The sequence below is a fragment of the Siphonobacter sp. genome (assembly GCF_048595215.1).
Taxonomy (GTDB): Bacteria; Bacteroidota; Bacteroidia; order Cytophagales; family Spirosomataceae; genus Siphonobacter.
The window spans coordinates 1-10,316 of record NZ_JBMDWJ010000204.1 but is presented as its reverse complement, the minus strand read 5'-3'; the positions used below and the strand labels follow the sequence as shown (position 1 = coordinate 10,316).

Below are 10,316 nucleotides of genomic sequence, written 5' to 3'. Positions count from 1 at the left end.
CCACACCTCATTGCCTTTCGAAAAAATATTGTTTTCGATTACTAACCCATCACCCCAAAATTTAGCCAGATAGGTATTCTCCCCTCTGACATCTTTTTGCCCATGCCAATTGCTTATGGTATTGCCTCTATAACTGCATTTGTTGTCCAGGTAAACAAAGAAAACGCCGGATTGTGAAAGCAAGGGCGGCTGCGTGACCTCACCCGCACTAAAGGAATTACCCTCCCAGCTTACGTCTTCGTTGAACGCTGAATAGCCCCCGATTGGAGCCCTGAAAACCTGATTTTTTGTAACCAGTACGTGACGAGACGATTCCACATGAATACCACGTTCATAACCCGTGATGTTGTTGTTGATCACGGTGGTATAGTTACAATTTACATCCACGGCAATTCCACACCTTCCTACCTGACCCGATGCTAAGCGAAGCGTATTGTTTTGAATACTAAAGTTTTCCGAACGATCAAAAAGCGTGATGGCATCTCCGTACGCATCGTACACGCTATCTCTGCCGTAGACCCCACTAAAAGTATTCCGATCAATTATGCCGCCCGCACATCTTCTAAAAATCAAGCCATGACCGTACATGTTTTGGAACGTACTATTGGAGAGTTCAACCCACAAACAGTTACGGAAATCTAACGTTTTTAACGCATACGCATTACCTGGAGTAACGGGGTTCCTGTGACCATCGAACGTAATGCCGGCTAGATAAATCTTGCCGTACACATGGGTCGAATCTCTTACGGGAGTTGTATGCATAAAAGCACTCGCATTTGCTGCCTTGAAATCTAGTATTGTACCGAACTGCCCGATGATACGTATCGTTTTGTCTAAGGGTACATCTAATACTAAAGCTTTATTGACCAACCATCGGCCCGCTGGAATAAGGACATCCTGACTGAGTTGAATTCCGGCGTTGATGGCCGCCTGAATAGCGTCAGCAGTATTCCCCCCTTCGCCTACAAGAAACCAGCGACAATTAATCTGATTGACATCGGCCCGTTTTAAACGTTTGCTACTGGTAGTTACCAGCACGGTACCCGTGTTATCAGCCGATGAACGATCGGCAGCATCGTAATACCAGTAGCCTTCCTTGCCTTTTTCGGACAAATAGTACTGAATCCCTTCGACCGGCGAAGTAAACCGCCGTAGTTCGGCCAGGGAGCGAAATACCCGCGTTCCCGTAATTTCCGTCGTACCGGAAGCTCCTTTGGCGTAGCGTACGCCCTGACGGTAGGCCTCACGGAACCGCCCGGTTTTGGTAGCCAGTTTCGTGGTATCGGAAGTGATTTCAATGACCTGAGCCAACGTTGTAGTTAGGCTCAGAACAGATATGAGGGAAAAGATAAGTAGCTTTTTCATCCGTTGTAAATATCGATAATTAGGTTTCCAGTGAACGTTTCGTCTTGCGGAATGCTGACTACCAAATGATCCGTGTCTTCAGCCGCTCCTAAGATATTATAATCGGGAAAGCCCTTTTCGTTTTTGGCGGAAACCATGATTCGTTCCGTACCTAAACCGTGGTACACCAAATCACCATCCTTCAATCCGGTAACAGGAATCGTTTTACCAACGGCCGTTACCGCTTCCTGAGCCACGTACTTCTGATCGTTTTTCTGTTCCATCATGCCCTGATTCAGGACACCGACCAGACCGATCAGAACGAGTAATTCATTATCCCCGCGTGCCATGGCTCGCCCCGTCAGCGTATTGAGCGTTCGGGTCACGAATTCGTGGGTTTTTGCATCTGCCATTAGTTCCAGTTTTTAGTGCTGATCTTTTTATAATTGATGTAGAGCGAGCTTCCCGCCGCTCCAATCGTAAAGAGGACGGCGATTATTCCAGCCCACGCCGCCCAGGTTGATTGTCGTTTATTCATAGATATGCAGGAGTTCGAACTTTGTACGTTGGGCCTTTCTCCTCTTTTTGCGAGATTGAAAATACAGGTATCCCGCTCCCGCGAGAAGGATACCTGCCACAATCAAAGTCCAGTCAGTTGTACTGACTTTTTTTTTTGCGTAATGAGCTGCGATCCCATCTCTTTTTCAAGAATGGGTAAAATCATATCATACAAAGCTTTACGTTCTTCCCATCCGTTTTTTGGTCCGCCGTTCACCCGCAACTGAATGGTTTTCAAATCGCCTTTATCGGCTAGGCCATTCAGATCTACACCGTACCGTTTCCAGAGCACTGCCCAGTACCAACCCGAGACTTTCCAGATATATTTTGGCTCAAGTACTAGGTCGGGATTATTGACAAAATCAACGCCGAAATCCTTCGATGCCATGGTGTAATTATGCCGTCCCGTTAGCTGAATAGCTCCCCGACCTTTGTACTTGGGTCCATCGCCCGGCTGATCATTACCGAGGTCTTTACGGTATTCGTACATTTGAAAATAGGCTGCATTGCCCCGCTCGGTGAAGGCGGTAAGTTGCCCGGTTTCGTGTCCACAAACGGCCAGAAACGCGGCTACTCGTTTGGCCGACGTGATGTTATACCAAACCAGAGCCTCGTTAATGTATGGTAAATGGGTGCGGATATTCGCCTGCTTTGCTCGGGGATATAACCGCTTCATCAACTCTTCTGAAATTTGCATTATCGTTTACGGCTAGAAAGTATAAGTCCAACAATACCACCCGCAGCAAGGCCCGCCAGCAACAAGCCGCCGACGATCCAAACCCCCAGATTATTTACGGTTTTGGTGTCGACCGAGTGATTCAAGGGGATGCCGTCTTTGCCCAGCGTTTGCAGCTTATTGAGCACGTCGTTGATTGACTGGATTACGTCCATACTTATTTGAAATTCAAGGCCCGAAGGCGTTTAGCTAATTTGTTTTGGATGTCGTCGGAAAAGCCCATCGACTGCTTTTCAACGGCTTCGACGATACTCACCCCGTCTTTCTCCCCGTACCGGCTGTTGTAGAGATTTCCGAGGATGGTTACCTGATCGTCGGTCAGGGTATACCAGCGGGTCATCACTAGAATTTTCGGCCCGGTCCATTTGATCTCATACCAGAAGATGGAAAGAGCGTTGTGCATATCGTCCACCAGCCCGGAGGCTTCGCGTTCAGCCCATCCAACAGGCACGGTCTGGCCCGAGTTGGGTAGATTGCGTACGTCGTATTCCTGGGTAGCATTCGACTTGCGGCCTAAATAGTAAATGCCGAACACCCCCGCGAAAAACAGAGCGATCCAGGCAATGGGGTTGCTTTTGACGAAATCAAAGGCGGTCTTTTTCATAGGGCTCGGCGTTTTTTAGGAAAGTGATCAACCAGGTACCCAAGTCCGTAGCCAAGGCCCACCACTAACACCCCGAAGGCAATCGATTTAAGCAGCAAGGGCACATCCAGCCACGAGGTACTGGTTTGCAGATTGTTAGCCAGACTATCCACCGTACTTTGTTCGAGTTGCCCGGCTGACGTTAAGTAGGTTTTTGACACCCACTGTAAACGGCCTTCTTCGGTGTAGAGAGGAACAAAACCATTAATTACCGTACCGTCGGATTTGCCTGCCGTCTGGCCCCCCTGTAAAGGCGGGTTGATCTTTGCGTACTCGGTACCCGGCCCGATTCGGCGATTCACGTTCGTACTTCCCTTCGTGATGGTATACATCGTCAGCGTCGCTTTCTCAAGGCCCACGTTTTGAATCCACAGGTGAGTAAGGGTTACTTTGGAAAGTACGCCCGTGGATACGGTAACGGGCATAGTCAGCTCCATCAGGGAGTACCAACCTTTGGCGGTCTGAACGTCCCGAACGAACCGACCAACCTGAGCATTACCGGGGAAAGCATACGCTACCTTTCCCGCTGTAATGTCGGCCTGCGTCTGATACGCATTCCAACCCGTAGTGACCGCTTTGGTGCGGAATACGTCGTTGGGTTGGACTGCGATTGGTGCGGACTGATCGGCCATTACTTCTTTCCCCCTTTCTTGTTTTTCCCGACCAGAACACCAATCAGGATGGCCGCTGTCAGGCCAAGACCACCCAAAGCCCAATACGCCCAGGTAGGTAGTACTGCTTTTTTGGTGATCACCTTATCGTTTTGCGTCAGGGTGATTTTTTCACCGCTGCCGGTCGTAACGGGAATGGAAACGTCGGGTGTAGTCGTGCTGCTGGTCGTGGGCGTAGTGCCCGTTCCGGTTGTAGGGGTAGTAGTGCCCGAACCCGTAGGAGTCGTTTTTGATGGCTCCGGGTCTTTAAATTCTACCTCATTGGAAGGCACATACCCGAGTTTGCGACTAAAGGAGGGAATACCAAAAATAAAGTTGGTTTGCTCCACGTACACCAGTTCAGTCCAGCGGAAATTCACTCCGGTTCCGGGAATGGAAATACCCGTCGCAACCCCGAGTGATTCGCCCGCTTTACTAGCTGCGTACACTAACTTTTCAACGCCTGTGCCTTTGTAATCAGAAAATACCGCCGCATCCGTGGATTTAGCAATTACGAGTTGTCCTGCTGTTGCTTCACTCATCGTTTTGATTTGGGTTTAGAAGAAAGCACGAACAAACCCATTACTGCCAGTACGAATACGCCGATAATACCATACGCCCAGGTGGGGAAACCTGCTGTTTCACTGGTACTACTACCTGTTCCGGTACCTGTAGTGGTCAGACCCGAACTGATATTTACAGAAACTAACCGCTGACGCTCGACAGGAGTAAGGTTGATGAACGTAGTATAATCAACCGTGTAGCCGTTTTGAAAAGTCAGCATCCACTTGCCTTCAGTGTTTTTAGCGAGCGAAGTATGACGCGGCATTGCTGGATTAGGTCCATAAACCAGTTTCTCCAACTCCGATTCAAGTCTAGTTTGTTCTGACTGTTGCTGCGTCACTGGTGAGCCGGGATCAGGGCTATTAGTTTGGTTTGATACATTGAAATCAACCCGAACCAGAGAAGCGACTACCCATTTTTGCTCCCGAACAATTTTCGAGAAATTGACAATAAGCCCAACCCCGTTACGGGCTTCCTCTTTAGTTCGATAGACCTGTGAACTACCTTGCACACGATAGATGTATACCTCATACATCAATCCCAGCGTAGGATTATTGGAAAAATTGCCTGTTGCTGGCAAGTACTCTCCCTCGGGCAATCGAACGGGTTTATTGTCCCAATTCCACATTTCTCCGTTGGAAAACGAATACAGGATAGCACCACCAGACCCGGCATAAACTTTATCTTCGTATTTCGGGAAATCTGCCATGCTTTCTTTGAGTTTGTATCAAAAAAAGCCGCCGCATTCACTACGACGGCTTTTTTCGCTAATCCTTCACGTTAAGCCACTGGCTTACTTTTTCTTTTTACCGACCAGCTTCGTAACGCCCCAGAGGATGAGACCACCACCGAGCACGAACAGAGCCACCCGAACGATTTTCTGCGTTGCAGTCGTCGTCGTAGAACCGCTTGACGTGGAAGATCCACCCGTCAAGCCCTGGGCAATCTGACCCAACAGGGCGTTTTGCTTATCCTGACCATCTTTCACGTCAGAGCTGGAGGCAGGTTTGGGAGATTTGGTGATTACGCCGTCAGCGTCAATCATGTAATCGGTTTCCTGCGAAGTGGGCGAGGTTGGGAAACGAGATGTTGGGCTATACTGACCCGTTAATTCAGCACCCGTAGCGAAAATATTTGCATCCAGCAGTTTCTTAATCAGCGGGGCTGAAGGCAGGTTGGCCCATCCGGTGTAGTTACCGAAATATTCCGCCTGTTTGATGTTTTCATCACCAAACGCACCAGCCGTACCATCGCCTTTGTCAGGAGCCGTACGAATAACCAGAACGGGACGGCCCGAGGTCATTACGCGGAAAATCACTTTTTCAAAACGATACTTGCCATCCATTTCAGGGATTGCAAATGTCATTACATCGTCGCCATCTTTCAGACGACCGGGACTCTTGTGTAGGGTAACACCACTAGGAGCTGCCATAACTAAAAATGTTGTTTTTGTTGGGTTGGATAAACGTTTACTTACTTCAAATCGGACTGATTACCAGCCCGTGGCATCACGCCAGAATTGCCGAAGGGGATTGACTGGTTTTTGCTGCCGGATTTTAAGCTCGGCGGCGGCGGCTACTACGCTGGTAAAAAGGTTTTGCTGCACAGCATCGGCCAGCATTTCAGGCGTTCGGATGTATTGTCCTGAAAATCCTTTGGTGAATGCGGTGTAAGTGCCGTCCGCCGCTCCGGTATTAAGGCTCCAGCCGCCCTGAATGGAAAAGCGGTTATTGAGTTCCTGTTCGGTGTACAGGGCTTCCAAGTCCAGTACTTCAAAAGTCTGGTCAAAGGTTAGGGTTTTATCCGCGTTGACCAGCTTCAACAGGCGTTCTTTGGCAAGGTATTTCAGCCCGCCACCCACCAGGGCAACGGCTACTACGCCATCCTCGAACGGTGTAATATATACGGTACCGAAAGAACCGGAAGCAATTACCTGCCCATCTTGATACAAACCGTTTAATTTCATTGTTCTCTGAGTTTTCGGATTAAGATTAAAACCGTCGTAAAGGCTAGCAGGGCTACCCCCGCTATTTCTAACTGTACATATGTTTTTTGCCGTTGGCTCGCCAGTGCCTTTAAACGGGCAGCTTCAATCTCAATCGCGGTTTTCTTTTCGACTTCTGCTAATTCGTTTTTGTACCTAGCCAGGGTATTGGCTTCTGCTTTTTCGTTGATCGCCTGCTGACCGGATTCCTTCGCCGCCTGATTTTGCTTGACTCCACCGAAGATTGAAAGGCCGGTAGAGACGGCAATGAGCACTAAAGAGATCGGGTCCATAATTATTTCCTCTTTTTACCGAATCCGAGCCAGAGAGCCAGAGCCCCCAGAAATACGCCGCCCATGAGCAGACCCCATTTCAGATAATCGGCTCGGGCTTCGTCTTTGCCCTCCTGTACGATCACCTGATACTGAGCATTGAGAGCGGCAATCTTCTGCTGACGTTCCGATTCCGTAAGGGCTGACTGAGCGTTGATTTCGGCCAGTGATTTGGCATACTTGCCCTGGATTTCAGCGTTTGCGTTTTGAAGGAAACCTGTAGCAATCCCCCCGGCAGTGGTCAGAGCTGTACCAAAGTTGCCTGACGTAAAAAAGTTAGTATCTGCCATCGATTAAGGGTTATTACACTTGTTTCGCTGCTTTTTTGAGGGCACCTGTCCAGGTCTTCGACCCGCCAGATTTATAAATTTGCTGAGCCGTCTTGACCATTTTTTTAAATTTGGTCTTTCCGGCCTGTGCTTTTTTTACAGCCGTTTTCTTGCGGGTGGTCGTTTTTTTTCGAGTGGATTTTTTAGGCGTTGCCATCGGGGTTAACGTTTACGGACCCGCCAGACGACGGCTCCAATGATTGCAAGGACTACAGCACCGATCCCGCCAAGAATGAGCATTTTTTGCCGCTGGGCCGCTTCTTCCTCTTGCTGCTTTTTAAGGCGATCTTCGACCTCCTTTTGAGCATTGGAGTTGGCAGACGTGCCGATGGTTCCGGTTTGAATGCCACGTTTGGCCGCTTCTTCCTGAAGAATCTTCGTCACTTCTTTCACTGCCGTACCGCCCGCCGAACGGCCTGCTTCCAGTAGAACGTTTTCTAGCTGGCGTTTGCGTTCAGGGGTTAGGTTTGCTTCGGTCAGGCCGTAGGCAGCAAGAAAGGGAGTCAGATTGTTCATGTACTGTAGTTGTTACTAAGCGAGCCGAAAGTTTCAACGCCTTCTGCTGAACTTTTCCCGGTAATGCTTACTCATCGCCTGTTAATGCTTAATAAACGCTTAGCAATGCTTGGTAACCGCTTGCTATCCGGAACCTAAAAAGCCCGATTGCATCATTTGAGGCAGAAATTTTTCTACCAGATATTCAACAACCCGAGGCTTTAATTTGCGATCCTGAATATGATGCCCCAGGCGAATCATACGAATTTGATCGGCCTCCGTTAACCATCCGTTAAAGGTGCGAACGTCTACTCCAGCCGCTTGAGCCAGGTCAGACATAAGGCACGATTTGTAACGGGATTTACTCACGGTTAGGTAGTTTGGGGTTCTTCGTTTAGGACTGGCTTTTCAGAAATGGAAAGCAAGGCCGCGTGTTCAAATTGTGATTGTGTTAAACGGGCATTCAGACTATTTACTTCGGCCTGATGATTTGCCTTGCCGCGTTTGATAACTTGCTGACTTCGACGGCGTACGACGATTGCCGCCGCAGCCGCTGCAATCAGCACCAGCAACACAATTGCGGCGAGCATTGGGACATTGAATCCCGGTTTTGTACTCTGCGTATCCTGCATGAGTTGAATAGAATTAAGAAGCGTTCAAATAATCGCGGGCGGGCATAATACCATAGGTGTCAAATACTGACTCTACATCATCCAGCGGAATACGCAGGTCTTTAAACCAAATGGTATCTTCTTCCTGATCGTACACCCGAGTCGCCCACTTTTGACCGGAGGGATAGGTGTCGTTTTCCTCGATCAGTTCATTCATTAACGGGATGATCCGGTTTCGACCTACTAGTTTGGTAGGAAGGTCATTTGCATCGTCCCGCGTTTCCTTTAAAACGAAGATGTCCGTGTTCTCTAACAGCAACGGGGCCGTTTCCCGAACACTGTGACACTGGAACATATACTCGTTGCCGTTATTCTTCGGCGATTTCAGGAATTTGAGACGGGTGCCCCGTACGTTACCCTGGAAGAAGGCCGATGAATCATCAATCACGACAACCGCATTTCGAACGTACATCAGGCAGTATTCAGCGAACGTATCAAAATCGTCACTCTGAACTTTTACGATGGCCTTTTTCGGCAATTGCCACTGAAGCCGCTCCATCGGGATTACGTCGGTAATTTCCTTGTAACTCGTGTTATTGGAGTGATCGAAAACGATAATCCGTTTCGGGTTCACGTCCCGCTGAAAGAAGTGCTTGGCAAATTCTAAGGCTTCGAACGTTTTGCCGGTATTCTTTTTCCCGAAAAACATCCAGTTATTTCCTTGTATGTTCATCCTACGCAGTAAGGTTTACGAGGTAGCCACCGAAGGGCCACCGATAACAGGCATTTCATTTGGGCCGGGAGAGTGAATCTTTGGCTAATTCAGTCAAGGGCTCGACTACGGCTTCCAGCAGGCCAAACGTTTCTGTACCGATCAGCTTGGAAAGGATTTGATCGTAGCTCATTTTCTTGAAACGGCCTTGCTGAGCCTGTTCTTTCAGATCCAGATACAGCCCCTCTTTCAAGAGATCCACCAGCTCACCATCATCACCCGTTACCGGACTTTTGTAGTTTTTGAGCCGATCCCGGATCGCAAGCCGTTTCAGAGCTTTGGCAACCATCGAACCGGGTTCGGCAGGCCCACCTACGTTCGTATTCCACTGGTCAACGGTCTGCTGATCGGTGCTCTTGACAATGATTTGAGCGACCAAATTCGGGGTAACGCTGGTTCGGAACCGGAGCGGGGGCAGGATGAAGGGTGCGCGCACTTCGGCTTGCCGCTGGATTTCTTCATCACTGACGGGAATGGGCGGTACGTAAAACGGGCTGAAGGTTGCCGGGCTTACGCCGGGGAATATCGGGATTTGTGGGGGATAGTCAGCCGTAGCCGGTACCTCAGGCAACGGGGCAATCGAGGCCGCCGCACCGCCGGAGAAATGCCGGGCTACTTCCGGTACCGCCTCCGAAGCCGCTCCCAGGGCACTAACCGCCGTACTCACCTTTTCGGCCATGCCCAAAACGCTTTTGATACTCATTTCTTCGGATTTAAAAGTGCTGTTACAATCTTTCCGGCCACGTCAAAAAGACAGCGGAATACCTTGTTTCGCTGATTCCGTTTCCAGGTATCGAGCTTTTTGGCCCATCCTTTCTTTTCCTCATGTTCGGCAATCAGCGTATCGAAGTAGGGTTTTAAGACCGGGTACAGATTGAGTTGATTTTCCCGGAATAGTCCGGCAGATGCAAGTCCCTGCAAGATCAGGTTCATCTTTGCCTCATTGTCGGTAAAGAGCCGGGCTTTCTCGGCGTTTTCCTGCGTTCTCCGTACGATTTCGTCCCATTCCTCGGAGGTACAGTCCTCAATATCCCGGACAATCCCCGAGACTTTCCCGGAGGCATCCGTTTCTACCAGAGCCAGCCGGGTCACACCTGACCGGGTCACGCCTGACCGGGTCACGGCAGTAATGCTTTGGCGTATGCCTCCTGGAATACGGCCTGATATTGTTCCCGCGTGAAGGTTTGGAAACGGTTGAAAATACCGGGACTGGTTAGCTCCGCCGCTTTATCCATCACTGCCTGCATACCGGCGAGCATTGCTTTTTCCGAGTATTGGCCGGGTACTACCCGAGCTAC

Annotated in this window: 22 protein-coding genes; all 22 read right to left on the bottom strand. The window is 49.4% G+C overall.

Features of this window, described 5'->3' with window-relative positions:
• A partial coding sequence (locus ACOJTG_RS12610) for a right-handed parallel beta-helix repeat-containing protein (RefSeq protein ID WP_420154142.1) occupies window positions 1-1,365 on the bottom strand: 1,365 nt, incomplete at its 3' end.
• On the bottom strand, window positions 1,362-1,757 hold the full coding sequence (locus ACOJTG_RS12605) for a hypothetical protein (protein WP_420154141.1): 396 nt from the start codon (window positions 1,755-1,757) through the stop codon (window positions 1,362-1,364). The genes ACOJTG_RS12605 and ACOJTG_RS12610, both read right to left, overlap by 4 nt.
• Window positions 1,757-1,882 (bottom strand): hypothetical protein, encoded by a 126-nt coding sequence (locus ACOJTG_RS12600; protein WP_420154140.1) that lies wholly within the window; start codon window positions 1,880-1,882, stop codon window positions 1,757-1,759. The genes ACOJTG_RS12605 and ACOJTG_RS12600 overlap by 1 nt, the downstream gene beginning before the upstream one ends.
• Window positions 1,875-1,982 (bottom strand): hypothetical protein, encoded by a 108-nt coding sequence (locus ACOJTG_RS12595; protein ID WP_420154139.1) that lies wholly within the window; start codon window positions 1,980-1,982, stop codon window positions 1,875-1,877. The genes ACOJTG_RS12600 and ACOJTG_RS12595 overlap by 8 nt, the downstream gene beginning before the upstream one ends.
• A 2-nt stretch (window positions 1,983-1,984) precedes the next feature.
• Complete coding sequence (locus ACOJTG_RS12590; protein WP_420154138.1) at window positions 1,985-2,599, bottom strand: glycoside hydrolase family 19 protein; 615 nt, start codon at window positions 2,597-2,599, stop codon at window positions 1,985-1,987.
• Window positions 2,599-2,793, bottom strand: coding sequence for a hypothetical protein (locus ACOJTG_RS12585; RefSeq protein WP_420154137.1), 195 nt, complete (start codon window positions 2,791-2,793; stop codon window positions 2,599-2,601). Before ACOJTG_RS12585 ends, ACOJTG_RS12590 begins: the two co-directional genes overlap by 1 nt.
• Before the next feature lie 2 nt (window positions 2,794-2,795).
• Entirely contained in the window at window positions 2,796-3,242 is a 447-nt protein-coding gene (locus tag ACOJTG_RS12580; protein ID WP_420154136.1) for a hypothetical protein, read from the bottom strand.
• Entirely contained in the window at window positions 3,239-3,913 is a 675-nt protein-coding gene (locus ACOJTG_RS12575; RefSeq protein WP_420154135.1) for a hypothetical protein, read from the bottom strand. The genes ACOJTG_RS12580 and ACOJTG_RS12575 overlap by 4 nt, the downstream gene beginning before the upstream one ends.
• The gene (locus ACOJTG_RS12570) at window positions 3,913-4,473 is read right to left on the bottom strand and encodes a hypothetical protein (protein WP_420154134.1); all 561 of its coding nucleotides are present in this window, start codon (window positions 4,471-4,473) and stop codon (window positions 3,913-3,915) included. Before ACOJTG_RS12570 ends, ACOJTG_RS12575 begins: the two co-directional genes overlap by 1 nt.
• Window positions 4,470-5,204, bottom strand: a complete 735-nt coding sequence (locus ACOJTG_RS12565; RefSeq protein ID WP_420154133.1) for a hypothetical protein — start codon at window positions 5,202-5,204, stop codon at window positions 4,470-4,472. Before ACOJTG_RS12565 ends, ACOJTG_RS12570 begins: the two co-directional genes overlap by 4 nt.
• A gap of 84 nt (window positions 5,205-5,288) precedes the next feature.
• Entirely contained in the window at window positions 5,289-5,927 is a 639-nt protein-coding gene (locus ACOJTG_RS12560; protein WP_420154132.1) for a hypothetical protein, read from the bottom strand.
• A 60-nt stretch (window positions 5,928-5,987) separates the two neighbouring features.
• The gene (locus ACOJTG_RS12555) at window positions 5,988-6,461 is read right to left on the bottom strand and encodes a hypothetical protein (RefSeq protein WP_420154131.1); all 474 of its coding nucleotides are present in this window, start codon (window positions 6,459-6,461) and stop codon (window positions 5,988-5,990) included.
• Window positions 6,458-6,772: a hypothetical protein gene (locus tag ACOJTG_RS12550; protein WP_420154130.1), complete on the bottom strand. Its 315-nt coding sequence runs from the start codon at window positions 6,770-6,772 to the stop codon at window positions 6,458-6,460. Before ACOJTG_RS12550 ends, ACOJTG_RS12555 begins: the two co-directional genes overlap by 4 nt.
• A 2-nt stretch (window positions 6,773-6,774) precedes the next feature.
• Window positions 6,775-7,101, bottom strand: a complete 327-nt coding sequence (locus ACOJTG_RS12545; protein WP_420154129.1) for a hypothetical protein — start codon at window positions 7,099-7,101, stop codon at window positions 6,775-6,777.
• Window positions 7,102-7,114: 13 nt separating this feature from the next.
• On the bottom strand, window positions 7,115-7,297 hold the full coding sequence (locus ACOJTG_RS12540; protein WP_420154128.1) for a hypothetical protein: 183 nt from the start codon (window positions 7,295-7,297) through the stop codon (window positions 7,115-7,117).
• A 5-nt stretch (window positions 7,298-7,302) separates the two neighbouring features.
• On the bottom strand, window positions 7,303-7,656 hold the full coding sequence (locus ACOJTG_RS12535) for a hypothetical protein (protein WP_420154127.1): 354 nt from the start codon (window positions 7,654-7,656) through the stop codon (window positions 7,303-7,305).
• 123 nt (window positions 7,657-7,779) lie between these two features.
• Window positions 7,780-7,974: a hypothetical protein gene (locus ACOJTG_RS12530; protein ID WP_420154126.1), complete on the bottom strand. Its 195-nt coding sequence runs from the start codon at window positions 7,972-7,974 to the stop codon at window positions 7,780-7,782.
• Between the two features lie 32 nt (window positions 7,975-8,006).
• Window positions 8,007-8,225 (bottom strand): hypothetical protein, encoded by a 219-nt coding sequence (locus ACOJTG_RS12525; protein WP_420154125.1) that lies wholly within the window; start codon window positions 8,223-8,225, stop codon window positions 8,007-8,009.
• Between the two features lie 55 nt (window positions 8,226-8,280).
• Window positions 8,281-8,979, bottom strand: a complete 699-nt coding sequence (locus ACOJTG_RS12520) for a hypothetical protein (protein WP_420154124.1) — start codon at window positions 8,977-8,979, stop codon at window positions 8,281-8,283.
• Between the two features lie 55 nt (window positions 8,980-9,034).
• Entirely contained in the window at window positions 9,035-9,721 is a 687-nt protein-coding gene (locus ACOJTG_RS12515; RefSeq protein ID WP_420154123.1) for a hypothetical protein, read from the bottom strand.
• Window positions 9,718-10,140 (bottom strand): hypothetical protein, encoded by a 423-nt coding sequence (locus ACOJTG_RS12510; protein WP_420154122.1) that lies wholly within the window; start codon window positions 10,138-10,140, stop codon window positions 9,718-9,720. Before ACOJTG_RS12510 ends, ACOJTG_RS12515 begins: the two co-directional genes overlap by 4 nt.
• The coding region (locus ACOJTG_RS12505) for a hypothetical protein (protein ID WP_420154121.1) at window positions 10,137-10,316 on the bottom strand (180 nt) is incomplete at its 5' end. The genes ACOJTG_RS12505 and ACOJTG_RS12510, both read right to left, overlap by 4 nt.

Excerpts from the sequence above, each read along its gene's own strand:
- ACOJTG_RS12605 (WP_420154141.1), bottom strand. The coding sequence starts at position 1,757 with ATGGCAGATGCAAAAACCCACGAATTCGTGACCCGAACGCTCAATACG.
- ACOJTG_RS12600 (WP_420154140.1), bottom strand. The coding sequence starts at position 1,882 with ATGAATAAACGACAATCAACCTGGGCGGCGTGGGCTGGAATAATCGCC.
- ACOJTG_RS12590 (WP_420154138.1), bottom strand. The coding sequence starts at position 2,599 with ATGCAAATTTCAGAAGAGTTGATGAAGCGGTTATATCCCCGAGCAAAG.
- ACOJTG_RS12585 (WP_420154137.1), bottom strand. The coding sequence starts at position 2,793 with ATGGACGTAATCCAGTCAATCAACGACGTGCTCAATAAGCTGCAAACG.
- ACOJTG_RS12580 (WP_420154136.1), bottom strand. The coding sequence starts at position 3,242 with ATGAAAAAGACCGCCTTTGATTTCGTCAAAAGCAACCCCATTGCCTGG.
- ACOJTG_RS12575 (WP_420154135.1), bottom strand. The coding sequence starts at position 3,913 with ATGGCCGATCAGTCCGCACCAATCGCAGTCCAACCCAACGACGTATTC.
- ACOJTG_RS12570 (WP_420154134.1), bottom strand. The coding sequence starts at position 4,473 with ATGAGTGAAGCAACAGCAGGACAACTCGTAATTGCTAAATCCACGGAT.
- ACOJTG_RS12565 (WP_420154133.1), bottom strand. The coding sequence starts at position 5,204 with ATGGCAGATTTCCCGAAATACGAAGATAAAGTTTATGCCGGGTCTGGT.
- ACOJTG_RS12560 (WP_420154132.1), bottom strand. The coding sequence starts at position 5,927 with ATGGCAGCTCCTAGTGGTGTTACCCTACACAAGAGTCCCGGTCGTCTG.
- ACOJTG_RS12555 (WP_420154131.1), bottom strand. The coding sequence starts at position 6,461 with ATGAAATTAAACGGTTTGTATCAAGATGGGCAGGTAATTGCTTCCGGT.
- ACOJTG_RS12550 (WP_420154130.1), bottom strand. The coding sequence starts at position 6,772 with ATGGACCCGATCTCTTTAGTGCTCATTGCCGTCTCTACCGGCCTTTCA.
- ACOJTG_RS12545 (WP_420154129.1), bottom strand. The coding sequence starts at position 7,101 with ATGGCAGATACTAACTTTTTTACGTCAGGCAACTTTGGTACAGCTCTG.
- ACOJTG_RS12540 (WP_420154128.1), bottom strand. The coding sequence starts at position 7,297 with ATGGCAACGCCTAAAAAATCCACTCGAAAAAAAACGACCACCCGCAAG.
- ACOJTG_RS12535 (WP_420154127.1), bottom strand. The coding sequence starts at position 7,656 with ATGAACAATCTGACTCCCTTTCTTGCTGCCTACGGCCTGACCGAAGCA.
- ACOJTG_RS12530 (WP_420154126.1), bottom strand. The coding sequence starts at position 7,974 with ATGTCTGACCTGGCTCAAGCGGCTGGAGTAGACGTTCGCACCTTTAAC.
- ACOJTG_RS12525 (WP_420154125.1), bottom strand. The coding sequence starts at position 8,225 with ATGCTCGCCGCAATTGTGTTGCTGGTGCTGATTGCAGCGGCTGCGGCG.
- ACOJTG_RS12520 (WP_420154124.1), bottom strand. The coding sequence starts at position 8,979 with ATGAACATACAAGGAAATAACTGGATGTTTTTCGGGAAAAAGAATACC.
- ACOJTG_RS12515 (WP_420154123.1), bottom strand. The coding sequence starts at position 9,721 with ATGAGTATCAAAAGCGTTTTGGGCATGGCCGAAAAGGTGAGTACGGCG.